The following is a 25,105-nucleotide window of genomic DNA, read 5'->3' on the forward strand; positions in this document are numbered from 1 at the left end:
GTTTTATTTGATGGGGGATACCAAAAAGATATGGGGAGAAAAGGGGGTGGGATACAGGAGTTTCAGACTGCCCGAACTATTTGAGGCTACCTGAAAGCCAAACTGTAACCAAGTTAAAACACTCTCTTTGCTGCAAATGTGAATTTCGGTATATTGCCGCTGTGTTATTTGAAATATTTTCAGGTAGCCTTTGCTGCCGGATTGTGTTCAATCTATTACAAGGAACATCAGAAAAAATACCTGCTCGCCATCCTATTGGCATTGGCTGTCCCGCCACCTTGGCCGCGCCTTATCAGCCGCTGAACCTGCAAAGCTTGGTGAGTGGCAGCCCCGAGCATCCGCCGATTAATGTGAACATGCCTGCCGTGCAGCGTGCGTTCGACAATTTGGCTGCACATGCGGCGGAATATCCGGTGCAGTTCGACAACGATGCCGACCGCCGCCGCGCCATCGCCGATTTGCAGCCTTTGGGCGTGCTGCTCGACAGCTTCGTGCAAAACAACATGCCGCGTGCCGGTGCTGCGCCCAGCCAAGGGTATTTGGCGCTCCTGCAAATGCGCGCCCGCCTCAACTGGATGGGGCACAACCTCGACCAAGCAGGCTATGCCGAACGTGCCGAAGCCGACTACGCCCGCCTGCTTGCCCTCGCTCCTGCCGCCGCCAAACCCGCCGTGCAGGGCGAATTCGGCAACTTCCTCGCTTCCAGCGCCCGCATGGAACGCGCCATCCCCATGCTGCGCGCCGCCTACCAAGCCGGTCATCAAGAAAGCGGCCGGGATTTGGCCACCGCCCTGTTAACGCAAAACAAACGCAGCGAGGCCCTGGCGCTGCTGCGCGAATATGTGCGCAACTTCCCGCAAGACCAAAAAGGCCGAACCATCCTCAATGCAGTGGAACAGGGCAGGGTGGAAACGCACGCGGTTTATCCAAGCCATTTGCAGCGCATGCCTAAGCGGCATCGGCATTAAAATTGCATTGGGATTGCATGCCAAACAGGCTACCTGAGAATCTTCAGGTAGCCTGTTTGCCTGGAAGGGCATAGAATTTTGCCCACCCCAACACCGGAGAATCCTATGCCGCAAAATACCCCGAAAATCTATACCGCCGCCCAAATGCGCGAGCGCGAACAGGCCGCTGTGGAGGCCGGCACCAGCTTTTTGCAGCTGATGGAAAATGCCGGGCAGGCCGCTGCTGCCGATTTGTTGCGCCGGTTGCCCGAGCCCGGCCGCGCCCTCTTGGTGTGCGGCAAAGGCAATAACGGTGGCGATGCGCTGGTGATTGCCCGCGTGTTGCAGCAGCACGGCTGGCAGGCCGATATTGTGCTGCTCTTGGGCGCGATACTGTCGGATTTGGCCGAAACCAACCGCCAACGCCTTCAGGGCTTGGATGGTATCCGCTTCCTGCCGGCTGAGGCATTACCTGCCGAGCTGGAGCAAGGCTACAGCCTGATTATAGACGGCATTTTCGGCACCGGTTTTTCAGGTAGCCTGCCGCCCGAGGCCGCGGAATGTTGCCGCCAGATCAACCGCGCTGTTGGCTACAAAGTGGCGCTCGATATCCCCACCGGCCTCAACGGCGACACAGGAGAAGCCGCCGACGACACCTTCCGCGCCAACCTCACCTACGCCTTCGCCGCGCTCAAACCCGCCCACGCCGGCCCCACCGCGCAGCAGTGGTGCGGCGAGATTGTGTGTTTGGATATCGGGATTGATTAGGGCGAACGGCTGACTATAGCTAAAACACTGCTCTTCCTAGAGCGTTGGCCGCTTTGTCATACATGTGTATTGCCTGCGGCTTGCCGTCTGGTATGAGAAATGTGCTTCAGCTATAGCAAAGGCTATCTGAAAACGGAGTGTGGGTTTCAGGTAGCCTTTGATGTATTGGCGGCAATCTTGTCGGCTTGCGGTTTATTGCGTTCTCCCTATGGCTAGGGTTTTAATTTCTTCCTGCTGTGTTAGCTCGCTTTGCCGTATTATTTGTACTGTTTGCCGCCCGCCGCTTGGTATGAAGAAATAATGATTTCAGCTATATGAGAAAGGTGTTTCAGCCATAGCTCTCTTCCACGGTGGGAGTGGATGATTTTCAGGTAGCCTGCCGGAATGCAGGCTACCTGAAAAATGGGCGGATGCTTTGCCTGTTTAGGGTTTGTGGTAAATCAGGTGGATGGAGTCGCCTTCTTGTGGCTTCTGGAAGCTGGAGCAGCTTGGCGATGATTTGCCGGGTGTCTTCTTCGTTGTAACTGTGGTTCGACCAGTCGGCAAAAGTGTGGTTGGCAGCTTGGATAAAGCCCTGGTGGATACGGATGTCGGCACGGTATTACAGGTTTTGCACCAGGGTTTCTGGCCGGATGTTTTCGATATTGCCGTATTGGTCTGGGGGGCAGGGTGAGTTCGTTGTTTTCTTTGTGCAGGGTAACTTGGCCGTTGATGTCTTGCCAGGTGAGGGTGTTGTTGTCTTTCTGCACGGTGCGGCCAGGGAGGTGGAGGTTGGTTTGCACGTTGCCGCCCCAGCTGATGTGGCGGTAGGCGTTGAGGAGGAAGCCTTCGGGGAAATAGGTGTGGAGCTATGGGGAGTCGGATACGATGTGGATTTTGCTGTCGATGCGGTAGTTGGAGAGTGAACGATGGATGGTGTCGCTGCTCCGGATGGTAATTTTATTCCTAGGCTGGCAGGGGTCGAGAACGAGGTTGCCTTACCATTGGGCACTGCCGGATAGGACGCCCAGCTTGGTTTGGGTTTGGAAGTTGGCCAGGTCGGCAATGCCGACGATGAGGGCTTTGTTCATGATGGGCTTTCTGGATGGTGGGGGATAGGAAATTTTAGCATGCCTGCGGTTTGCCGCCTGATAGGGGAATCAATAATTGCTTTGGCTCTACTGAGGAAATGGTTGATTTAACTCTAGCCGAAAAATTTCAGGTAGCCTTTCGTGATGAAAAGGCTACCTGAAATTATTTTTGCATGGGCTTATTTAACGATTTTCACCGGGCCGTGGTCATCGCAGTGGTCGCTGTGTTGGTGGTGCAGCCGGCCGTTTACGATGTAGTCGATGTGGTCGCCGTGCGGTACGGCTTCGTGGCCGCAGCCTTCGCCGTGAACATGGCCGTTACAGGTTTGTACGGGGTGGCAGCCGTCGGGATTAGTAGCGTTTACATCGAGGCTGTGTTCATCATAGTGGTTGTTATGTTCGTGGTGCAGGTGGCCGTCGTGGATGTAGTCGATGTGGTCGCCGTGTTTGATGGCGGTGTGGCCGCAGCCTTGGCCGTGAACGTGTTGGTGGTTGGCATGGGTATGACAATTGTTCATTTCCTTTCCTTTCGTAAGAGTGTGTTTTGTAGATGCGGCGATGATAGTGGAAATGGATGCTGATTGCAAGTAATTTGTTGATTTATATAAATTTATAATCCAGTATAACGTAACGGGGTAGGGTATAACATTGGCGAGTGTGGCTGGGTTTGTTTGTGTTGAATCGAAAAAATTTCAGGTAGCCTGCTGGGAAAGGCTACCTGAAAAATATTGTGCAGCTTGCTTAGGCTTTGGCCAAGGCGGCTTTGAGCTGTTTGAGGCTATGCCAGGCTTGGGCTTTGAGCTCGGGCTGGCGCAGGAGGATGGCGGGGTGGGGGACTGTGAAAGCGGGGGTGCGGCCGATGAGTTGTTCGAGCAGCCAGCGGCGGGCGGGGTCGTAGAAGCTGTTGCCGAGCAGGAGGACGGCTTGCGGCTGCACCCAGGCGAATTCTTGGCGGATAAAGGCAGCACAGCGCACTTGTTCTTCGGGAGTGGTTTTGAGGGCGATGCGCGGTGTGCAGCGCAGCCAGGCGGTGCGAAACACTTGTTCGGGCGCCAAGCCGATAGCAGCGAGCATATTGTCAAGCAGCCGGCCGTGCTGGCCGCTGATAAGCTGGCCGGTTTCGTCGTCGCTGGGGGCGGGGTTGAGGCTGATCACCATGAGGCGAGCGGGCATGGCACCGTAGCCGCTGAGGGCTTGTTTGCGCTGGCTGTGTAGGGAGCAGGCGGCACAGGCAGCGGCTTGCCGTTGCAGCTCTTCTATGTTGGCGAAGGTGGCAGGGGGCAGTGCTGCCCAAAGCCGTTGCACGGCGGCGAGGGGGTCGCTTTCGTTTTCGGCTGGCGCGGGGGCGGGCTGGAAAGGCTGGGGGACGGCCATGGCAGCCAACACGTCGGCACGGTGGCCTTGCGGGGGCGACGCGGGACGGGCGGCGGCTTGGTTGGGCGCAAGGGTGTGGCTTGGATGTTGCTGAAGCCCGCCGGCCTCGTTTTGCCGAAGCCCGCTTTGTTCATTTTCAGGTAGCCTGGCTTGGGCTGCGGCGGAGTGGGGCGGGTTGGGTTGAAGCGCGTCGTGTCCGCTTGGGCGGGGTTTGTTATGCTCGTTTTCAGGTAGCCTTTGCGATTCGGGGTGGGCGTTCTCGGCAATGCGGGCGCTGCGTTTGAGCCACATAGGGCCGAGGCCGAGGGATTCGTGCAGGCGGGGATAGCGGCTGCTCAGCATGGTTTCTCCATCAGCAGGGCATCTTCGCGGCTGCCGTCGGGGCGGGGATAGTAGCCGGGGCGGCTGCCGCAGGGGATGAAGCCGTGTTGTTGATACAGGGCAATGGCAGCTTGGTTGCTGTGGCGCACTTCGAGGAAGATGCGGTGGATCTTTTGGGCATTGGCCTGTTTGAATAGGTGGCCGAGCAGCAGGCTGGCCACGCCTTGGCGGCGGTAGGCAGGAGCGGTGTCAATAAGGTGCAGCTCGGCTTCGTCGAGGATGGTTTGCCACACGATAAGCCCGGCCAGCTCGCGGCCTTGTTCGGCCAAGAGCACGGTTTCGTTGGCATGGCTGATGCAGGCGGCGAATTGCTTTTCCGACCAAGGGGAGGGGTTGCATTGCTCATCGAGCGCGGCCAGGGCGGCGCTGTCGTCTGGACGGGCGAGGCGGACGATCATGCTGCTCCTTTACGCGCGGCCTGTTCGGCAGCGGTAAGGGCGACTTTGTTGCGCACATAGAGCAGTTCGGCCTTGGCGGCGGAAACGGCGGGGTAGCGGCCAGAGGCGGCCAGCATCAAGTAGTGCTCGGCGGTGGGCATGTCGGATCGGCCGGGGAAGGGCGGGGGCTCGGGCAGAGCAAAAGCGTTGCCGATGCCGCTGATGCCATCAGGGTTGAGGCTACCTGAAAAGTTTTCAGGTAGCCTGATGTCGGCAGCTTTGCCCACTTGGTAATCGCTCAAGCGTTGAGGGGTTTGGGTGTTGAACCAGGCATAGAACACTTCGCCCATGCGTGCATCGGTGGCAGCCAGTACGGCAGTTTGGCTGGGGCAGAGCGAAGCGACTGCATCGAGGCAGGGTACGGGGATGAGCGGAATGCCAAACGGCGCAGCCAAGCCTTGTGCCACACCGGCGCCGATGCGCAGGCCGGTAAATGCGCCCGGGCCTTGGGCATAGGTGATGGCGGCCAGTTCGCGCACAGCCAGCCCGGCTTCATCCAGCAGGGTGGCAATCTGCGGCAGGATGAGTTCAGACTGCCGGTTGCCGGTCTCCTGATGGAATAGACGGGTATGGCCGTTGTGCCGCAGCGCCAACGACAACCACTGGGTGGAGGTGTCGATGGCGAGCAGCGGCTGTTCGGCAAAAATGGTGTGGCTCATGCTATGCAGCTTCAGTCTGCTGCCACGATTTTGGACAGATTACGTACCAACGCGGAGAGCATAGACAAGTCGGCTGGTTCGTAGTGCTGCATGTCGGCAATCTGGCTGCGGGCTGCGGCAATTTTGGCAGCGGCACGGCTGTTGCTACCGGCCTGCAGGAAGTCGCGCGTGAACGCCAAATAGATATTGGTGGCGTCTTCGTACATGGCCAAACCGGCTTGCGACTGCCATTGGTTGTCGCTCGGCAGTTTGGCGATAGCGCGGTAAATCCAGCTCATGTTCAGTTTTTCAGAGAGCATGAAGTAGGCCTTGGCAACGGTGGCGATGGGCTTGCCGATTTTGGCGGCCAAATCCACTACGGCCAACACATTGGTGGCAAAGGGCAGACGCGCGAGCATGGCCACATCCTGCTGGCTGAGCACATCGTAGCTGCTGAGCCAGGTTTCGCGTTCGGCGACGCTGGGGTGCTCTTCGGCCTGAATGCGCTCCGGCAGTTGTTGCATGAATTCGGTGGTGGGAGCGCGGTAGTGGCTGATGAGGCTGCCGATGTTGTCGAAGGGGCGTTTACTGCGCAGCAGCTGGCCGGCTACATGGCCGATAAGGTCGGCAATGTCGGCGCACAGACGCATTTGTGCTTCGGCAGGCAGGCGGTTGTCGAGAGCCTGCACGGCTTGGAAACGGGCTTCGCCATCGAGCAGGATATCGGCCACCCAGTAGGTACGCACCACATCGGCCACGGAAGCTTGGTTTTCTTCGCTACAACGCTGGATGAAGTGCATACCCATACGGTTGATGACGCGGTTGGCCAGCTGGTTGGCGATGATTTCGCGCCGCAGGTAGTGCTGCTGCATTTCGCTGCCGTATTGCTGATGGAGCGGGGCGGGGAAATAGCGGATAAGCGCGGGCAGGAAGTTGGGATCGTCGGGAAGGTCACTGCCCAAGAGGTTGTCTTGGCAGTGCATTTTGCTGTAGGACAGCAATACCGCAATTTCCGGGTTGCTCAGGCCTTTGCCGGCTTCGGCGCGGCGTTTGATTTCGGCTTCATCCGGCAGGAATTCCACAGCGCGGTCGAGGCCGGCGTTTTCTTCCAGATAACGGATGAGCGCGGCAGCGGTTTTCAGGTAGCCTGCCGGGTTGAGCTGAGCAACGGAGAGGGCTTGGGTTTGCAGATAGTTGTCTTGCAACACCAGTTGCGCCACTTCGCCGGTCATATCACGGAGCAATTCGTCGCGCTCTTCCAGCGTTAGGCGTTCGGCGCGCACGGCTTCGCCGAGCAGGATTTTGATGTTTACTTCGTGGTCGGAGCAGTCTACACCGGCGGAATTATCGATGGCGTCGGTGCAGCATCGGCCGCCGTTTTGCCAGTATTCGATACGGCCTAGCTGGGTGGCACCGAGGTTGCCGCCTTCGCCCAACACTTTGGCGCGCATTTCGCCGCCGTTCACGCGCACTTCGTCATTGGCTTTGTCGCGCACGTCGGCATGGCTTTCGGAAGCGGCTTTGATGTAGGTGCCGATACCGCCGTTGTAGATTAGTTCCACATCGGCTTTGAGCAGCTCGCGGATGAGCTCGTTGGGGGTGAGGCTGTCAGCTTCGATACCGAGCCAGGCTTTCACTTCGGGCGTAATTTCGATGGACTTGGCGCTGCGTTCATACACGCCGCCGCCCTGCGAAATCTGCGCACGGCTGTATTTTTCCCAACCGCCGCCGCTTTGGAACAGGCGTTTGCGCTCTTCAAAGCTCTTAGCGGCGCTGGGGTTCGGATCGATAAAGATGTGGCGGTGGTTGAAGGCGGCTTTGAGCAGGATATGCTCGGACAGCAGCATACCGTTGCCGAATACGTCGCCACCCATGTCGCCGATGCCGACTACGGTGAAGTCTTCATTTTGGATGTCTTTACCCAAATGGCGGAAATGGCGTTTTACCGACTCCCACGCCCCACGCGCGGTGATGCCCATGCCTTTGTGGTCGTAGCCGGCGCTGCCGCCGGAGGCGAAGGCGTCGTCCAGCCAGAAGCCGTGTTCGGCGGAGAGGGCGTTGGCGGTGTCGGAGAAGGAGGCGGTGCCTTTGTCGGCAGCCACTACCAAATAGGGATCATCACCATCGCGGCGGTGCACTTGCTGCGGCGGTTCGATGCCTTCGGCGGTGCGGTTGTCGGTAAGGTCGAGCAGGGCGTTGATGAAGATCTGATAGCAGGCGACACCTTCTTTCAGGTAGCCTTCACGGTCGGTAGCGGCATTGGGCAGTTGTTTGCACACGAAACCGCCTTTGGAGCCGCCGGGCACGATCACGGCGTTTTTCACCATTTGTGCTTTCACCAGGCCCAGTACTTCGGTGCGGAAGTCGTCGAACCGGTCGGACCAGCGCAGGCCGCCGCGAGCCACTTTGCCACCGCGCAGGTGGGTACCTTCTACGCGCGGGCTGTATACCCAAATTTCAAACAGCGGGAGCGGCTTGGGCAGGAAGGGGATGTCTTTGGATTTGATTTTCAGGCTGATTTCGGATTTCAGGCTGCCTTCTTTATCGGTTTGCCAGAAGTTGGTGCGGCACACGGCCAAAATCACGGAGCGGAAGGCATTGATGATGCGCTCTTCGTCCAGTGAGGGCACGTCGGCCAAGAGGCCGGTGAGTTCGCTGTTAATCATCAGTGCACGGTTATCGTCGGCTTCTTCAGGATGCAGACGGGCGGCAAACAGTTCCACCAGTTTGGCGACGATGGCGCCGTGGCGGAGGAGGGTTTGCTCGATGCGCTCTTGGGAGAACGGCAGGGTAGCCTGTTTCAGGTATTTGGCGATGGCGCGCAGCAGCACACTGTTGCGCCAAGTGATGCCGGCGGAGAGCACCAAGGCGTTGAAGCGGTCGTTTTCCACACGGCCTGCCCATACTTCGGCAAACAGCGCGGGCAGTTCGCTTCCCAAGGCATCGCAGCCATCGGCTTGAGCGTGAACAGGCACATTGGGTTTGAGGGAGAAGTGGTTCAGGCCGACGGCACTGTTCTCGGTGTGCAGGGTATAGGGCACAGCGGTATGCACGTCGAACCCCATGTTCCCAATAATGGACAGGGTTTGCGATAGCGGTGGGCTGATTTGCGGGGTGTAGAGGCGCAGCGCGTAGGGCGCGGCTGGATTTTCCTGCTCGGAGAAGACGGTAACCAGCACGCGGTTGTCGTTGAGGAGTTCGGCGTGTTTGAGGTCGGTAATGGCCTGGTCGGGGCTGAAAGCTTCGCGGTAGGCAGCGGAGAAGGCGGTATCGTCTTCGTGGGAGGCAGATGCGGATTTGGCCTTGGCTTTGTGTTTGGCTTCGGGCTGTTTTTTCTGTTCGGCTTTGGGTTGTGGCGCGGCAGCCTGCGGGGCGGCTTCGGCATTGGCTGCCAGGCCGGCAACGTGTTGTTCCAGCTCGCTGCGGGTAAAGGAAGGCAGTTTGCCGGCATTGGTGCGGCACAGGAATTGGACGCAGGCGAGCGGGTTGTCGTCGGTCAGTTGCACGGCGTATTCGCAGCTTTCAGCAGCCAGAGTGGTTTTCAGGTAGCCTGCAATGCGTTGGCATAGTTCGCTGCCAAATTGTTCTTTGGGCAGATAGCACAGTACGGAAACGTAGCGTTTGAATACATCGCTGCGGGCAAACAGGCGCACGCGCGGGCGCTGGCCCAGCGCAAGCAGGCCGGCAGCAGCTTTGGTCAGTTCTTCATTGCTGGATTCAAACAGCTCGTCGCGCGGGTAGGTTTGCAGCAGGTGGCGCAGGTTGTGCTCTTGGTGGCTGCCATCGGCAAAATCAAAGTGGTTCAGCACACGTTTGGCTTTGTCGCGCAGTACGGGGATGTTCCAGATGCTGTCTGTGTAGGCGGTGTCGGTGTAGAGACCGATGAAGCACCATTGGCCGACAACTTGGCCGTTGGCGTTGAGTTTTTGGATGCTGACTTGGTTAAGATAGGCCGGGCGGTGGATACGGCTGCGCTGCTGCGATTTGTTGAGCAGCAGGCGGTTGTGGCGCAGCCATTGTTTTTTGTCGGCATCGGAGAGGGCGGCAAAATTATCGGCAATCAGATTGCTGTTGCCAGCGAGGATGCCTTGCGCAGTGTTGGCTTTGGCCTGCAGGCGCGGGCTGCCGGAATGGTTGACCAAATCGTATTCGCAGAAGCCCATCAGGAGGAAATGGCGGTCGGCCAGCCAGCTGAGGAAGGAAACGATTTCCGCATCTTGGCTGCGGCCTTCGTTCAGAATCATCTGGTTAACCAGCAAAAGCTGGCCGCGCAGTTTGTGTTCGCTTTCCACAATTGTGCCCAATTCGGCTAAGAGGCTGCGGATTTGCTCGGCCAGTTTTTGATCCTGTGCGGCCTCGCCGCCTTCCAGATATACGGCCACCAAAGTTTCCTGTGCGCTGCTTTCTTTGGCAGCTTCTTCGAGAGTGGCAGCTTTGCCGTCTGCATTGCGTTTTACCTGCCATGCGCTGTGCAACACGGCCAAAGGCATACGCTGCTCGCGGTTGAGCAGCATCAACAGGGAATCGAGCAAGAAGGGGAGATGGTCGGCCACAATTTCTACCAGCGTGTGCTGCACAGTGTCACCAGTGGGCGAAACGCGCACCACGGCTTTGCCGGCGGCACGGGGCTCTTGGGCAAGCTTGCGGTGGGAATCGGCGGCAGATAATAGTTCGGTGTCGCTATAGCTGGCTAGGTCGGCAAAGTCGGCCTGGCGATAATAGCTGGCAAGGAAGGGGAGGAAATCTTCTGCAAAATTCTGTTGGCGGGCACTGTCTTGCAGGCGCAAAACGGGGGTCGGCAGGCTCATGCTGGGGCTCCTCTTGAGCTTCTTGGGTTGGTATGGCGGATTGCAATCTGAGCAACGCAGTTGGTCGCGTTTCTCTTTGCCGGTTTTAACCCATCATAATGAAAATTAAGACGGGCTAATGATACGCGAAATATGCCGTTTGAGGTAGGGTGTGGCGGGGTGGTGGTAGTAGGATGTGGCGGAGAGGTTTCAGGTAGCCTTAGATGTGGGAAAGGCAATAGCCGAAATACTTTGTTTTATAGAGTGTTATAGCGAAAGTGATTATTTTTAGGGGCAAGGTGGTAAGCCCGTAGGGGCGCAATAATCCATCGAGGGAACGTGTCTTGTTGTTTACTGTATAAAGAATGTAGTATTGCGATTGTTGCTTGTAATAAAGAAAAGGCTACCTGAAACACTTTTCAGGCAGCCTTCACTCTTAAATTACAATCGGTCTCAGGAAACCTGCTGCTGATACCACTCGATAAACGCTGCTGGCTCGGTAAAGCCGATGAGCGGGCTACTGCGGCGGCCATCGGGGTGGATAACGAAGATGCCGGGCGGACCGGGCAGACCGTATTCTTGTAATAGCGCGCGATGCTCGGGCGTGTTGTCGGTGAGGTCGATTTTAAATACACGATCGGGCGGCACAGCAGCCTGCACTTCGGGGCGGCTGAAGGTTTTATGTTCCATCTCTTTGCAGCTGGCGCACCAGTCAGCATAAAAATCCAGCACCACCGGCTTACCACTGGCCAAAGCCCTCTGCATGGCACTGTTGAGCTGCTGCGGCGTGGTAAATACTTGGTGTGCGGTTTGCTGCGGCGGGAACACGGTGAGCGCTTGGTGCAGGAAGGTGGGCTGCATGCGCACGCTCTGCACGGCAAAAAACACGCCGATGGTGAGCAAGAGGCTGCCCAGCCCTACAGCCAGTGGCTTGAGTTGCCGCGCACGCAGGTGTTTGCCCAATAGCAGGCCACCGGGAATCACCAGCAGCAGGGAATAGAGCGAAACGGTGAGTGCATAGGGCAGGAAGGGGGCAGCCAGATACACGGCCACGGCCAAAAGGATGATACCGAAGGCGTGTTTGATGCTGTTCATCCACGTACCAGCCTTGGGCAGGATATGCCCGCCGAAAGTACCTACCAACACCAAGGGTACACCAGTGCCCAGTGCCATGCTGTATAAGGCCAGGCCGCCTAGCGCAGCATCGCCGGTTTGGCCGATATAGCCCAAGGCCACGGCCAAGGGTGGCGCCACGCAGGGGCCAACAATTAGTGCTGAGAGCATACCCATCACAAATACGGAAGCCATTTTGCCGCCGGAAAGCTTGCTGCTTTGCTGCTGGAAATAACTCTGGATAAAGGAGGGCAGCTGGATGGTAAATACGTCAAACATGCCCAGCGCCAGCACTACAATCAGCGCGGCAGCGGAAAGCACTACCCATGACTGTTGCAGCCACACGGTGAGCAGCGAGCCGGTGAGTCCGGCCAATACGCCCACAGCGGCATAGGTGAGTGCCAGCCCCTGCACATAAACCGAAGACAAAATCAGCCCACGGCGTTTGCCGGCATTGGCACGGTCTCCCACGATAATGCCCGACACAATGGGCAGCAGGGGATACATGCAGGCGGTAAAGCTCAAGCCAATGCCAAAACTAAAAAAAGCCAGTAGGTTCGCCCCCAATGTATCGCGTGACAGACTGAATGGGCTTTTGCGTTGCTGCGGCACAGGGCTGGCAGCGGGCGTGCCATCCTGCGGTGCAGTAAGGCGGTTGCTGCCGCTGGCAGGCGGGGTGGACGTATCGCCATATACACCCGTACCTTTAATTTCCAGCGTTTTCGTTACTGGCGGATAGCATATGCCCACATCTGCACAGCCTTGGTAGGTGAGCGTGAGGCGGTAAGCGGCGGGTGCAGCGGATTGGAAGGGCAGTTTGACAACAGCTTGGCGGTAATGCACAGTTTGTTTGCCGAAGAACTCATCTTCCTTTTCTTTACCCGGCGAAAATTCAGCTGCGCCCAGCAGGCCGGAAGGCTCGGTTTCCACACGAATTTTCTCTTGATAGAGATAATAGCCATCGGCAATCTGGAACTGCACGGTCACATCTTGCTCACCCGCTGCCACCGTGGGGCGGAATGCTTGCTCCGACGGCAGCAGGTTGCTGGCATCCACCGCATGCGCGGCCATACCTGAGCATAACAGCACGGGCAGGATGAAAGATTGAATAAATTTTTTGAACATATAAGGTTACCTGAAAATTAAAAACACAGAAATCTGCGTATATTATAGGAAATAGTATCATGCCAGCTATGGGCTTAATTTAACAAAGCGATTGATGGGATTAACTTTGCCGCCTACAGCCGACCTGCTGAATAGACGGATGGTACACGCTGTTTCTGACAGCCACCGCAAAATAATTGCGCCCGCTGCCACCCTTTTGCTTGAAAAGCCGCCATCCCTCCCCATTTGGCAGATCAAATGCTCTCTATAAAGGAACTCCCATGTCTCATCACCATAACCACCAGCAACACCAAAGCCCAGAAACCGAATTCCCGCAGCAAGAAGCACAGGCTGAAGCTACCAAGGCGCAGGACAACGCTGAAGCCACTGCCGAGCTTACGCCCGAGCAGCTTGCTCAGCGTGTAGCCGAGCTTGAAGCCGAGCTGGCCGACATCAACAAATACCATCAGGCCGAGTTACAAAACCTGGGCCGCCGCCATCAAGAAGAAATTCAGGCCGCTCACAAATTTGCCACTAAGAAATTTGCCGGAGAGCTGTTGAAAGTAAAAGACTATTTGGAGATGGCACTACTTGATCAAAGCGGCAATTTCGACGCGCTGAAAATGGGCGTGGAGATGACCCTTACCGAGCTCAAACATGCCTTCGAGCAGGCTCAGATTAAAGAAATCCTGCCCCAGCCCGGCGACAAGCTCGACCCGCACCGCCACCAGGCCTTCCAAATCGTGGAAAGCGAGCAAGAGCCCAATACCATCGTGAACGTGATGCAGAAAGGCTATACCCTGCACGATCGCGTACTGCGCCCCGCCACGGTATCCGTAGCCAAGGCGCCGGAGGCGGAATAGCTTTCGGGCTGTAAACGGATTTTCAGGTAGCCTGCTATATCAAATGCAGGCTACCTGAAAACGCAGCGCAGCGAAGTTTCTGCGAAGCTAAAGTTTCAGGTAGCCTTTGTTGTATCCATTTTTAGTTAGCGCTGAACATTGGCCGTTTTGCCGAAACGCCGGATGCCGTTTTCGCACACCCACACGTCCATCTGCATATCGTGCTCTTCGGCGGGCAGGATGTCGGTTTCCTGGCAGGCGAAGCCGGCACCGATTTTGTGCGGGCAGAGGCGGTGGCGGGTGGCGGCGAGGGTAACGTCGTAGAAGCCGCCGCCTTGGCCGAGGCGGTAGCCGCGCCGGTCGATGCCGACTAGGGGAATGATGATGCTGTGCAGGTTGTGGATGCGGATTTTGCGGCCGGCAAATTGGGGGATGTTCAGTTTGCCTTGGCGGCGGCGTTCGGGGCGGCCTTGTTGCGGGAAAGGGGTAAACCACAGGCGCTGGCGGCGTGGTTCGATGTAGGGCAGGTAGAGCTCGGTGCCGCGTTGGCGGGCGGCAGCGGCGAGGCTGTCGAGCCGCAGCTCGCTGCCGATGGGCCAATAGATGGCCAGCCGTTTGCCACGTTTCAGGTAGCCTTTGAGCAGGTTGTTGATGCGCTTCTCGGCACGCTGACGTGCGGCAGGCGTCAGGCCTTGCCGTTGGCGGCGGAAGTGGCGGCGGAGGTCGGTTTTGCTTGGCATAGCGGGCTCAACGGCTTAGGTGAGGCCTTTTTTCAGGCGGGTCCAGCTTTCTGGGTCTTCTTGCCACTCTACGCTTTCACCGCGCAGTATAGCCTGCATCATTTGGGCGGTTTCGGTGTCGATTTTGCGGGCGGCTTGGAGCAGGGGCTCGTTGGCAAATATGGGCAGGTCGGGATTGTATTTTTCGGCCATTTTGTCCATCTGGTAGCGGTCGCGGGCGGCGTAGAATTCGCTGAGCTCTTGGGCTTTTTCGGAGTTGATGCCGAGTTTTTCCAGCGCGAGGCGGCCGCTTCGGATAGCTGCATCTACGGTTTCGCGGATGATGTAGTTGGCGCCGGCGTGGTGCAGGTGGTAGGCGTGGATACGGTCGTAGGCGCGGGTAATCACCGGCAAGTTGGGGTAGTGGCGGTGGACGAATTCCACGATTGAGGTGGCATGCTCGAGGTTGCTGATGCAGATAATGAGCAGCTTGGCGTGTGCCAGGCCGATGGAATTGAGCAGCTCGGGGCGGGTGGCGTCGCCGTAGTAGGTTTTGCTGCCGTATTTAGTGAGGCCTTCCACGGTGTCGGCCTGATAGTCGATCACGGTGGTGTGGAAGCCGCAGGCAGTGAGCATGCTGTTGATTTGCTGGCCGAAGCGGCCGTGTCCGAGTAGGATGATGGGGTTTTCTTCTTCAATTATGTCTTGCGGGCGCTCTTGGTTTTCTTCCACGATGCCGCGCGGGGCGATCACTTTGTCGTAGAAGATGAACAAAAGCGGGGTGAGCAGCATGGAAAGGGCGACCACCAGCGAGATGCGGTCGGCCATGGCGCGCGGCAGTACATGGCTCTGGCGGGCGATGGAAAGCAGCACAAAGCCGAATTCACCGGCCTGCGCCAGACTCAGCGCGAGTAGCTTGCTGCCCATGCGTGGCAGGCGGAACAGTAGGCCTAGGATAAAGAGAATGCTGCCTTTCACTGCCAGCGTGGCTAAGGTGATGGTGGATACTACCCAGAATTCTTTGGATAAAAGGGTGAAATTCATGCCTGCGCCCACGGTGATGAAAAACAGCCCCAAAAGCAGGCCTTTGAAGGGTTCGAGGTGGCTTTCCATTTCGTGTCGGTAGGAGTTGTTTGCCAGCGCCACGCCGGCCACGAACGCGCCCAGCGCGGGGGAGAGGCCGATGAGCGACATCAGTGTGGCGATACCCACCACTAAGGCCAGGGTGAACATGGTGAACATTTCGTTGAGGCGGACTTTGCTGATGAAGCAGAACATGCGCGGCACAAGGTAGCGCACGCTCACGGCAATCGCCAAGATGGCGGCAATACTCACGGTGGCAAGTACCCAGCCGGGTTGGTTCGCCAAAAGGTTGGTGGTATGCTGGTTGCTTTGGTGGTGGGTGGCGGCCAGGAGCGGTAAAAGTGCCAGCATCGGGATGGCAGCCACATCTTGAAACAGCAGGATGGCAAAGCCGGCCTGCCCGCCGGGTGACCGCATCAGGTTTTTTTCGTTGAAGGTTTGCAGCACGATGGCGGTGGAGGAGAGAGCCAGGATGCAGCCCACGGCTATGCCCATTTGCCAGCTTTTGCCAATGGTTACGGTGATACCGGCAATGACTGCTATTGAGAGCAGCACTTGTAATCCGCCTAGTCCTAAGAGCTTGTGCCGCAGCTGCCATAGCTTTTGCGGTGCCAGTTCCAAGCCGACCAGAAACAGCATCATCACTACGCCGAATTCGGCAACGTGTTGGATGGATTCGGTTTCTTTGCTGGTCAAGCCTAAAATTGGGCCGATGGCGATACCGGCCATCAAATAGCCCAACACCGAGCCCAAGCCCAGTTTTTTGGAGGTAAGCACAGCAGCCACAGCGAAGGCAAGATAGATGAAAGTGTAGGGTAAGATAGAAGTCATGGGCTTGTGGTGCTAGGTGAGTTGTCGTTATAACAAGGGCTTAGGGTTTCAGGTGGCCTATTTGACGGGCGAGAGGCTGCCTGAAAATAGATAGTGGTGTTTGCACCGTTCGTTTGGGCGAAACTTGTTGCACTCGTTTTAACTTTGTTGAAACTTACGTTTTCAGGTAGCCTTTCGGCAATTATTGCCGCGCGGCTTCGGCAATCAGTTTGTTCACCAGCTGCGGCACGCCGTCTTTGGCTTTGGCTTCGATGATGCTGATATCGGCCAAGCCCACCGGCGGGCGCGGATCGACCAGATAGCGTTCGGCTTCGTAGGGAGCATATTCCAACAGGCCAGCAGCGGGATACACCTGCATCGAGGTGCCTACTACCAGCACTTTGTCAGCCTGCGACACCCATCGTGCAGCGGTTTCAATCAGCGGCACGGCCTCGCCGAACCAAACGATGTACGGGCGCATGGGGTGGCCCTGGGGGTCGGTATCGGCAGTGGATTGGTCGCCCGTCCATTCGATCACGTAGTTTTCATCAGCGCTACTGCGGGCTTTGTTCAATTCGCCGTGCAGGTGCAGCACGGTGCTGCTGCCGGCACGTTCGTGCAGGTCGTCCACGTTCTGGGTAACGATTTGAACTTGGTAGTATTTTTCCAGTTCGGCCAGCGCATGGTGGGCGGCGTTGGGCTTGGCAGCCTGCGCTTGGCGGCGGCGCTCGTTGTAGAAATCGATCACGAGCTTGGGATTACGCGCGAAGGCTTTGGGGGTGCACACATCCTCCACTTTGTAGCCTTCCCACAGGCCGTCGGTGTCGCGGAAGGTGCGCAGGCCACTGTCGGCACTGATGCCGGCACCGGTAAGGACGACGATTTTTTGCATGGTTTGCTTTCTTTCAGGTTTTGTTTGAAATACTCGTTTTCAGGTAGCTTGAGTTGTTTGAAAGAGGCTGCCTGAAAAATAGGATATGGATTTTCAGGTAGCCTTTGCGTTTAAAACCGGCGGTGTTGCAGGGCGGGCAGTTGGTTGCGCACGGTGTGCAGGCGTTGTGGCTTGAGTTCGGCCATGATCCAGCCTTCGCCTTCTGGCCGCTCGGCAAGGATTTCGCCCCAGGGGTCGATAATCATGCTGTGGCCGTAGGTGCGACGGCCGCTGTCGTGTAGGCCGCCTTGGGCAGCGGCGATAACGTAGCATTGGTTTTCGATGGCGCGGGCCTGCAGCAGGGTTTGCCAGTGGGCTTTGCCGGTAGTGTAGGTGAAGGCGGCGGGCAGGAGGAGTACGTCGAACGGCTGCTGGGCGCGGAAGATTTCGGGGAAGCGCAGGTCGTAGCACACGCCTTGGCCGTAGCGCCAGCCGTCGATCTCCACAGACGGGGGGATGCTGTTGCCGGCTTCGATGGTGTCGGCTTCGCAGTAGCTTTCGCCGATGCCGGTGTAGCTGAAGAGGTGGGTTTTGTCGTAGCGGCTGAGGCATTGGCCGTCTCGGCCGTATACGAGCAGGCTGTTGATGATTTTGCCGCTTTCGTTGGCGAGCAGTGGAATGCTGCCGCCGAATAAGACGATGCGGTGGCGGGCGGCAAGCTCAGCCATGAAGATTTGCAGGGGGCCGCGGCCGAATTGTTCGGCCTGGGCGAGTTTGTCGGTGTCGTGCCGACCTATCAACGACCAGTATTCGGGCAGCAGCACCCAGTCGGCGCCGGCTTGGGCGGCAGCGGCCACTTGCTGTACGACGCTGCAGCGGTTTACGGCAGGGTCGGTGTGAGAAACGAGTTGGATGGCGGCGGCGCGGATAGTTTGCATAGTGTGTTCGATGTTAGATTGGAAAACTAAGGGGAGGCTACCTGAAAGCATCTGCTTCAACGGGGTTAAAGCAATATTTTGTTGCGGGCGGCTGTTTCGGCGAAGCCAAAATTATTTCAGGTAGCCCAAGGGTTTATTGTTGGTGCAACCGGGTGGCGTAATCCACTTCTTCGCGGCTGCCCATGATTACGGCCACGCGCTGGTGCAGGCCTTCGGGCTGGATATCGAGCATGTTTTCGCGGGCGTTGGTGGCCGCGCCGCCGGCTTGTTCGATGATGAGGCTCAAGGGATTGGCTTCATACATCAGGCGCAGTTTGCCGGGCTTGGCCGGGTCGCGCGCGTCTTTGTCTTTGGGATACATAAAGATGCCGCCGCGCATGAGGATGCGGTGGATTTCGGCCACCATGCTGGCCACCCAGCGCATATTGTAGTTTTTGCCGCGAGGGCCGGTTTCCCCGGCGAGCAGTTCGGCAATGTATTGCTGCATGGGTGGCTGCCAATGGCGCTGGTTGGACATATTAATGGCAAATTCGCGCGTGGCTTGTGGAATTTGCGGGTTGAGCTGGGTTTGGACAAATTGGCTGCCGGCATCCAGCGTAAATACGGCCACACCGTGGCGCAGACAGAGCACGAGCTGGGTTTGCGGCCCGTAGAGCGTATAACCGCTGGCTACTTGAGCACGGCCGCTTTGCAGGAAGGATTGGGTAGAAAGCGGGCCTGCTGGTTTTTCCAAGATGGAGAAAATAGTGCCGACCGAAATATTGATGTCGATATTGGACGAGCCGTCTAAAGGGTCGAACAGCACGAGATAGCGGCCTTGATCGTGGGCGGGCACAAACTGCTCTTCTTCCTCGCTGGCCAAGCCGGCCACAGTGGGGTTCGCGGAGAGGGCGTCAATCAAGATTTGGTTGGCGATCACATCCAGTTTTTTCTGGGCTTCGTCTTGCACATTGCTGCTGCCGGCTTCACCCAGCACGCCGGCGAGCGCACCTTGGCGCACTTGGCCGCTGATGGTTTGGCAGGCTTGGACGATGGTGGAAACCACGCTGCCTAATTCGGCGGGGAGGTGGTGTTCGGCGAGGTGTTGCTGGAGGAATTGGGATAGAGTGGGCATGGGGAAAACTCGATTAGGATGTTTTTGTGGGTTATCTGTAGTTAAAGGCTACCTGAAAAGTTTGGCATGGCAGCGCCGTTACGCTGGATTTGAACTGCGTAGGGACTTTATTTCCAGGTAGCCTGTTAGCATGGCCATATTTTACCCGCACAGCGGCTTGGCGGGGTAGGGTTTGCAGGGAGAAATTTGACGTGCAGCCATGTTTTGGCGTGGGAAGTTTAACGGCACTTATTACTGCCGACGCGGCTTGGCTGAACTGTGCATTCCGCTTCGCGCTGAATGCATTTTACTTTGTGCCGGAATGGCGGAGTGAGGTGTTGGCTTGTCTGTTCGTAGTGTTGGCTAATCAGGCGTATCATTGGTGGCATCATGGCTTTAGTTAATCACCCTGTTCAGCACGTTTTGTCTAATCGGCGTGCGGTAGAAGGTAATCATGATGTTCACCTCTTCCTGTGTATAGGTTTGGTTTATTGCATTGTGACTGATTCCATGCAATTGGTTCAGTACTTCTTCAGATTGGAATACTTCGCGGTTAATACCGGTAATATATTGCTCGGCAGCGTGTTGTTCGAGGTTCGGACAGGGGTTATTGTTGGTTCGGTGAGGCGATTTTCTGGTTGGTGAAATCGGAGGTGGTGGACACGGTGGTGCACAGGCAAGTGGAAAGATTTAGCGGATCAATCAGTTGGTCGAGCACTTAGTTCAGATGGGGTTTGTGTTGTAGCGGGAGGGGGGCAGGAGTGCGGCCAAGGCAAGGCTGCGCAGTAGGTGTGGGATATAAGCTTCTTTCTAGGCTGAGAGGCTACCACCTGAAAGCAGAAACGTACATTGGGCGGTTGCCACAGAACGGGCTATTGTTTGTCACGGTGATACTCGTGAGTAAAAAAACTGCAATCATCGTGCCCGTGGGCGGTGAGCGGCTTGCGCTGGCGGTGGTGGTGCTGTTTCAGCCGCACCAGCAGCCATAGCAGCAGTGCTAGCAATAAGAAAGAGAGAGATAAATCAAACATCGTTATTCTCCCGCAAGTAATAGCGCAAAACACCTTGCATCCTCAATTATTTTGTAATTTATCTAGTAAGGCAACAAGTCTTGGTTGTATGGGATGAAGTTGTCTGGTTGTAGGTATCAGAATTAGTATTTACTATTTGTTTGTTATCGCAGCGCAAGGGTAAGAGTTCAAAGCTTGCCGCTTTTAGCAGAATGCTGTTTACATATTATGTTTCAACGAGACTCTCTTTTTCGGAAACCCTCTGTATCTATTTTGAATTATAGCGATTTCTTTACATTTATGTCTAGTATAGTGACCAAAAAAGGTGAAAAAAGATAAAACATATGCACAACAAGTGAATGGTTGTGGGCAATAAGCATAAAAATTCACTCGTTTACACATTATTTGTAAAAATTGTGCTTGTTTTTATGTCTATAGAAATGTCTATATATGGCGGCATCTACTATATTCTCGGTTTAGATTGAAAGTCTATTATGAACTCGATATCGATCTCCTGATTGTTTATTTAGTCGGTGTAAATGCATTAGCCGAGGTACTGCGCCTACATGATCCCGAAGGAGTTACCTCCACGGCGGCAATTTACAAATGGCGCGCACGCGGCGCTCGCTGCCGCTGGCGCAGCTGCAAAGGCTGACTACTCTGGCTGAAGTGCAGGGCAGGTCGTTGGACTTGAATGCTTTTTTGGAGCAGTAGCCTACTTTGCAGCATGTCCCGGCACAGCCCGGTAGTAGCCGCATAGTGGTCGATACCACTCTACGCGATGGTGAGCAATCTCCGGGCGCCGCCATAACCAAGGAAGAAAAAGTACGCGTGGCACGACAGCTGGAGAGGCTGGGGGTGGATGTAATCGAGGCCGGCAACGTCAGCTTGGAAGAAATCGTGATGGTGCTGGAAGTGCGGCACGACTTGTTTGGCCGGGAAACCGGCATCGATACCACCCAAATCGTACCCGCGTCTAAGCTGGTGTCCAGCATCACCGGCTATCCGGTGCAGCCCAATAATGCCATTATGGGTGCCAATTTTTGCCCACGAATCCGGCATCTACCAAGATGGCATGCTTAAACATCGGGAAACCTATGAGGTCATGTCGGCCGAATCGGTGGGTTGGTCGGCCAACCGATTGAGTTTGGGTAAACTTTCCGGTCGCAATGCCTTCAAAACCAAATTGGCCGAGCTGGGCATTGAATTGGGTAGCGAGGAAGCGCTCAATGCTGCTTTTGCCCGCTTCAAAGAACTGGCCGATAAAAAACGCGAAATTTTTGACGAAGATTTGCATGTGCTGGTTTCAGACGAAATGTCTAATCTCACGCCTGATCGTTATAAATTCATCTCGCAGCGAATCGTTACCGAAACCGGTGAACTGCCGCGCGCCGAAATCGTGTTCAGCACCGATGGCGAAGAGCAGCACGCCGAAGCCACCGGCTCCGGCCCGGTAGATGCGATTTTCAAGGCCATTGAAAGCGTGGTGCAGAGTGGCGCCGAATTGCAGATTTATTCGGTGAATGCGGTAACCTTCGGCACGGAAAGCCAAGGCGAAACCGGTGTGCGCCTGGCCAGAAACGGCCGCGTGGCCAACGGCCAAGGTGCGGACACCGATATTCTGGCCGCTACCGCCAAAGCCTACCTTTCCGCGTTGAACAAGCTGGAAGGCGGTGAAAAAGTGAAGGCGCAAGGCGGGATTTAGCAGGATTTTGTTTTCAGTTTGCTTTTGAAGTACCGCCCTTCGGCATCATGCTGCAGGGCGGTTTGATTTTGCACGAAAGGCTACCTGAAATTATGTGGTATGGTTTTCAGGTAGCCTTTCTGTTGTGCAGGAGGCGGGAAGGTACACACTCAAACAATGCAGATATCCCTCGCCGGAGTTTTGCAGCGCCATACTGCTTTCAGGTAGCCTGAATCATTCTGTATGAGCAGGGCAGTTTGTGCACCAGATAGTTGATTCCTGCCGCATCGAATCTGATTAAGGCCTGTGTTTTTATATTTAAACTAGCTGGTTTTGCTGATTCGGTATTGCCCGGCTTGCTCCGAATAATATGGGCTGCGCCATGTGTGGCAAAGGTATAGTGAATTAAATTTAAACCAGTACAGCGTTGTCTCGCCTTGCCGTACTATTTGTACTGTCTGCGGCTCGCCGCCTTGTCCTGATTTAAATTTAATGCACTATAAATTGGCTGGAAACGTGTTGTCCGCATTTAAAAGGCTACCTGAAAATTTCAGGTAGCCTTTTATGGATTAGCTTAGGCATCTGGCAGGGCGGGTTCGGGGGCGCTGTCTTGAGTGAACCGCGTGCAGACTTCGAGAATATCGTTGCCGAATTTTTGGATTTTGGCTTCGCCCAAGCCGTAGACGTTTTGCAGTTCGGTGAGGCTGGCGGGGCGTTGCTGCACGATATCTTGCAGGGTGCGGTCGCCACACACAATGTAGGCGGGCACATTGTCGGCACGGGCGCGTTCGGTGCGCCATTGGCGCAGCGCCTGCCAGAGGCGCTCTTCGCGCTCGGTGCGCAGCCATTGTTCGCGCGGGGTGCGGGTGGCGGATTTTTCGCGTTTGAGCGGGCGCAGCATCACGGTCTGCTTGCCTTGCAGCACGGGGCGGGCGGCTTGGGTGAGCATGAGGGCGTGGTAGTTGTGCGGGTCGGTGGCGAGCAGGCCTTGGCCGATGCATTGGCGGATGATGCCGCGCCATTCTTTGTCGGACAGGGCGGCACCGATGCCGTAGGTGGAGAGCTGGTCGTGGTGGTTTTGCCGAATCCAGTCGTCGGCCTTGCCGCGCAATACGTGGATGACGTAGCCGGCGGCAAAGCGCTGGCCGACGCGGTAAACGCAGCTGAGGAGTTTCTGCACGTTTTCGGTGGCGTTGAAAAGGACGGGCGGGTGCAGGCAGTTGTCGCAGTGGCCGCAGGGGGGGATTGCTTCGCCGAAGTGGCTCAACAGGGCGGCGCGGCGGCAGCCGGAGGTTTCGCACACGGCAAACATGGCTTCGAGTTTCTGCTGTTCGATTTGCTTTTGGAAGTCGCTGCTGTTGCCGGTTTGGATGCGTTCGCGCAGCAGGGAGTAGTCGTTGAGGCCGTAGCACAGCCAGCTGGCGGCGGGCTGGCCGTCACGCCCGGCGCGGCCGCTTTCCTGGTAGAAGTGTTCGATGCTTTGCGGCATGTCGAGGTGGGCGACGAAGCGCACGTCGGGTTTGTCGATGCCCATGCCGAAGGCGACGGTGGCCACGATGATGAGGCCTTCTTCGCGGGTGAAGCGGTGCTGGTTTTCGTTGCGCTCGGTCATGGTGAGGCCGGCGTGATAAGGCAGGGCGCGGTAGCCGTGTTCGTTTAAAAAGGCGGCGGTGTCTTCCACTTTTTTGCGGCTTAGGCAGTAGACGATGCCGCTTTCGCCGTGGGGGCGGCTGTGCAGAAAATCGAGCAGCTGCTTTTTGCCGTTGTTTTTTTCGATGATTTGGTAGTAGATGTTGGGGCGGTCGAAGCTGGCGATGTATTCGGCGGCGTTTTCCAGCTTGAGGTAGTGTTTGATGTCGGCACGGGTTTCGGCGTCGGCGGTGGCGGTGAGGGCGATGCGGGGGATGGAGGGGTAGCGGTCGGCTAGGAGGCCGAGCTGGCGGTATTCGGGGCGGAAGTCGTGCCCCCATTGGCTCACGCAGTGGGCTTCGTCGATGGCGAACAGGCTGATTTCGGTGTGGTCGAGAAAGCGCAGGAAGCGTTCGCTTACCAAACGCTCGGGGGAAACGTAGAGCAGTTTCAGGTAGCCTGCCTCGATGGTGTCGGCAATCTGCTGCACCTGACTGCTGCTGATGCCGCTATGCACGCTGGCGGCGGCCACGCCTGCGGCCTGCAGGGCGGCCACTTGGTCGTCCATCAGGGCAATCAGCGGCGACACTACCACGGCCAGCCCGCGCCGCATCAGGGCGGGAATTTGATAGCACAGGGATTTGCCGCCGCCGGTGGGCATCAGCACCAGCAGGTTTTGCCCCTCTGCCAGCGCGTTCACAATTTCTTCCTGCCGCCCACGGAAGGCGTGATAGCCGAAAACTTCGCGCAGGATGCTGAGGGCGGAGGGTTGTGGCATGGGTGGTTTTCCGTTTGCGGGATTTGTTGGATATAATGGCGCGGATTTTATAGCGTTTGAAGGCTACCTGAAAGGATTTTTATGCAACTGAAGAGATGGGCCGGGCTGTGTGCAGTGTTGGTGTTGGCAGGATGTCCGAGCATGAGCAGCGGGCCGAGCCTGGGCGGCAGCTGGAGAGAAGTGGGCGTGAGCCAGAACGGCAATATGCGTTACGAAATAGACATTTCCAGCATTCGGAAAGAAGGCAGCCGGGTTAGCTTCCGCGAGCGGATTACCGTGTCAGATGTGGGGCGCGAGCATTATGTGAACACGCCGCATTTCAAAACGGCGGTCAACCAATGGCAGTTCGATTGCCAGGCGCGCACCCGCCGTTTGGCCGCGGTGGATATGTGGGATGCTTCCGGCAACAAACTGGCTGCCAACCAATATGAAACAGCCAGGCGGCCTGCCCAGCCGGTGGTGAAAGGTTCGGCCGGCGGTAAACAGTTTGAAATTGCCTGTGGCAAAACTTTGTGATTTTTGCAGAATTAAGGAGAGAAAATATGCGGATCAAGGGAATTGTGGCCGGCCTGTGTCTGCTGGCCGCCGCTACGCCAGCTTGGGCGGATGATGCGGCGCAAACCGAGCTTTTGAGTGCGCAGATGGCGTATCAGGAAGCATTGAAGGCGCAAACCGATAACGGCAGCCGTGTGAACACGCTGCGCACCCGTTTGGAAGCGGCAGAAACTGCCTTGCAGCAGAAACAGGCGGAAATCACGCAGTTGCAAACGCAATTGAATGAGGCGGATGTGGCCGCGCAGCAATCGAATACCACGCTGGAAGAGGCCGGCCGCCGGTTGGACGCGGCTTGGACGGCAGTACGCGGACAGCAGCCTTAGTCGGAGATTGATTGCAAGCAGACTTGTAACTTTGCAGAAACTGGTTTTGACTGGTTAAAACTGTGCTTTCAGGTAGCCTTTTCGTATGGAGAGGTTACCTGAAAGCACGGCGCAGCAGAGTTTCTGCGCAGTTAAAATTTCAGGTAGCCTT

Annotated in this window: 18 protein-coding genes and 2 pseudogenes; 7 read left to right on the forward strand and 13 right to left on the reverse strand. The window is 56.7% G+C overall.

What is annotated here, in order from left to right; all coding sequences use genetic code 11:
* Positions 1 to 317 precede the first annotated feature (317 nt).
* The 3 genes from A7P99_RS00375 (at position 318) to A7P99_RS09885 (ending at position 2,388) form a co-directional block, all read left to right on the forward strand.
* Positions 318 to 968, forward strand: a complete 651-nt coding sequence (locus A7P99_RS00375; protein WP_197474734.1) for a hypothetical protein — start codon at positions 318 to 320, stop codon at positions 966 to 968.
* 105 nt (positions 969 to 1,073) lie between these two features.
* A complete protein-coding gene (locus tag A7P99_RS00380) occupies positions 1,074 to 1,715 on the forward strand; it encodes an NAD(P)H-hydrate epimerase (protein ID WP_067446296.1) in 642 nt (213 codons plus the stop codon).
* Between the two features lie 448 nt (positions 1,716 to 2,163).
* On the forward strand, positions 2,164 to 2,388 hold the full coding sequence (locus A7P99_RS09885) for a hypothetical protein (RefSeq protein ID WP_156499654.1): 225 nt from the start codon (positions 2,164 to 2,166) through the stop codon (positions 2,386 to 2,388).
* Positions 2,389 to 2,964: 576 nt separating this feature from the next.
* On the opposite strand, the gene A7P99_RS00390 is transcribed toward A7P99_RS09885, so the two are convergent.
* The 6 genes from A7P99_RS00390 to dsbD form a co-directional block, all read right to left on the reverse strand.
* Positions 2,965 to 3,303 carry a hypothetical protein gene (locus tag A7P99_RS00390; RefSeq protein WP_067446308.1) on the reverse strand — a complete coding sequence of 113 codons (339 nt, stop codon included), beginning with the start codon at positions 3,301 to 3,303 and terminating at the stop codon, positions 2,965 to 2,967.
* 223 nt (positions 3,304 to 3,526) lie between these two features.
* Positions 3,527 to 4,501, reverse strand: a complete 975-nt coding sequence (locus tag A7P99_RS10180; protein ID WP_067527535.1) for a uracil-DNA glycosylase — start codon at positions 4,499 to 4,501, stop codon at positions 3,527 to 3,529.
* Positions 4,495 to 4,938, reverse strand: coding sequence for a ribosomal protein S18-alanine N-acetyltransferase (gene rimI, locus A7P99_RS00400; protein WP_067446314.1), 444 nt, complete (start codon positions 4,936 to 4,938; stop codon positions 4,495 to 4,497). Before rimI ends, A7P99_RS10180 begins: the two co-directional genes overlap by 7 nt.
* Positions 4,935 to 5,636, reverse strand: a complete 702-nt coding sequence (tsaB, locus tag A7P99_RS00405) for a tRNA (adenosine(37)-N6)-threonylcarbamoyltransferase complex dimerization subunit type 1 TsaB (protein ID WP_153705690.1) — start codon at positions 5,634 to 5,636, stop codon at positions 4,935 to 4,937. The genes rimI and tsaB overlap by 4 nt, the downstream gene beginning before the upstream one ends.
* Before the next feature lie 11 nt (positions 5,637 to 5,647).
* Positions 5,648 to 10,423 carry an NAD-glutamate dehydrogenase gene (locus A7P99_RS00410; RefSeq protein ID WP_067686176.1) on the reverse strand — a complete coding sequence of 1,592 codons (4,776 nt, stop codon included), beginning with the start codon at positions 10,421 to 10,423 and terminating at the stop codon, positions 5,648 to 5,650.
* A gap of 432 nt (positions 10,424 to 10,855) precedes the next feature.
* Complete coding sequence (dsbD, locus tag A7P99_RS00415; RefSeq protein WP_067686179.1) at positions 10,856 to 12,640, reverse strand: protein-disulfide reductase DsbD; 1,785 nt, start codon at positions 12,638 to 12,640, stop codon at positions 10,856 to 10,858.
* Between the two features lie 260 nt (positions 12,641 to 12,900).
* Here dsbD and grpE point away from each other — a divergent pair, with 260 nt between their 5' ends.
* Complete coding sequence (grpE, locus tag A7P99_RS00420) at positions 12,901 to 13,482, forward strand: nucleotide exchange factor GrpE (protein ID WP_067446323.1); 582 nt, start codon at positions 12,901 to 12,903, stop codon at positions 13,480 to 13,482.
* A 125-nt stretch (positions 13,483 to 13,607) separates the two neighbouring features.
* Here grpE and A7P99_RS00425 read toward each other — a convergent pair whose 3' ends face one another.
* From A7P99_RS00425 to A7P99_RS00445, 5 genes are all read right to left on the reverse strand, one after another.
* Entirely contained in the window at positions 13,608 to 14,201 is a 594-nt protein-coding gene (locus A7P99_RS00425) for a 5-formyltetrahydrofolate cyclo-ligase (protein WP_067446326.1), read from the reverse strand.
* Between the two features lie 15 nt (positions 14,202 to 14,216).
* The gene (locus tag A7P99_RS00430) at positions 14,217 to 16,094 is read right to left on the reverse strand and encodes a monovalent cation:proton antiporter-2 (CPA2) family protein (protein ID WP_067446329.1); all 1,878 of its coding nucleotides are present in this window, start codon (positions 16,092 to 16,094) and stop codon (positions 14,217 to 14,219) included.
* A gap of 181 nt (positions 16,095 to 16,275) precedes the next feature.
* Positions 16,276 to 16,965, reverse strand: a complete 690-nt coding sequence (locus A7P99_RS00435) for an NAD-dependent deacylase (RefSeq protein WP_067446331.1) — start codon at positions 16,963 to 16,965, stop codon at positions 16,276 to 16,278.
* 110 nt (positions 16,966 to 17,075) lie between these two features.
* Positions 17,076 to 17,882, reverse strand: a complete 807-nt coding sequence (locus tag A7P99_RS00440; RefSeq protein ID WP_067446334.1) for a carbon-nitrogen hydrolase family protein — start codon at positions 17,880 to 17,882, stop codon at positions 17,076 to 17,078.
* Between the two features lie 133 nt (positions 17,883 to 18,015).
* A complete protein-coding gene (locus A7P99_RS00445) occupies positions 18,016 to 18,996 on the reverse strand; it encodes a class 1 fructose-bisphosphatase (protein WP_067686182.1) in 981 nt (326 codons plus the stop codon).
* Positions 18,997 to 20,466: 1,470 nt separating this feature from the next.
* Here A7P99_RS00445 and A7P99_RS00450 point away from each other — a divergent pair.
* Positions 20,467 to 21,690, forward strand: a pseudogene (locus A7P99_RS00450) (alpha-isopropylmalate synthase regulatory domain-containing protein).
* Positions 21,691 to 22,061: 371 nt separating this feature from the next.
* Here A7P99_RS00450 and A7P99_RS09895 read toward each other — a convergent pair.
* Both A7P99_RS09895 and recQ read right to left on the reverse strand, forming a co-directional pair.
* Positions 22,062 to 22,171 (reverse strand): annotated as a pseudogene (locus tag A7P99_RS09895) (IS5/IS1182 family transposase); the annotation flags it as partial.
* Between the two features lie 72 nt (positions 22,172 to 22,243).
* On the reverse strand, positions 22,244 to 24,076 hold the full coding sequence (gene recQ, locus A7P99_RS00455) for a DNA helicase RecQ (RefSeq protein ID WP_067527541.1): 1,833 nt from the start codon (positions 24,074 to 24,076) through the stop codon (positions 22,244 to 22,246).
* 81 nt (positions 24,077 to 24,157) lie between these two features.
* On the opposite strand from recQ, the gene A7P99_RS00460 reads away from it, so the two are divergent.
* Together A7P99_RS00460 and A7P99_RS00465 are read left to right on the forward strand one after the other, a co-directional pair.
* Positions 24,158 to 24,592, forward strand: coding sequence for a surface-adhesin E family protein (locus A7P99_RS00460; protein WP_067686185.1), 435 nt, complete (start codon positions 24,158 to 24,160; stop codon positions 24,590 to 24,592).
* A gap of 26 nt (positions 24,593 to 24,618) precedes the next feature.
* On the forward strand, positions 24,619 to 24,954 hold the full coding sequence (locus A7P99_RS00465) for a hypothetical protein (protein ID WP_064106214.1): 336 nt from the start codon (positions 24,619 to 24,621) through the stop codon (positions 24,952 to 24,954).
* The last annotated feature ends 151 nt before the right edge of the window (positions 24,955 to 25,105 follow it).

The sequence above is a fragment of the Eikenella sp. NML120348 genome (genome assembly GCF_001648435.1).
GTDB lineage: Bacteria > Pseudomonadota > Gammaproteobacteria > Burkholderiales > Neisseriaceae > Eikenella > Eikenella exigua.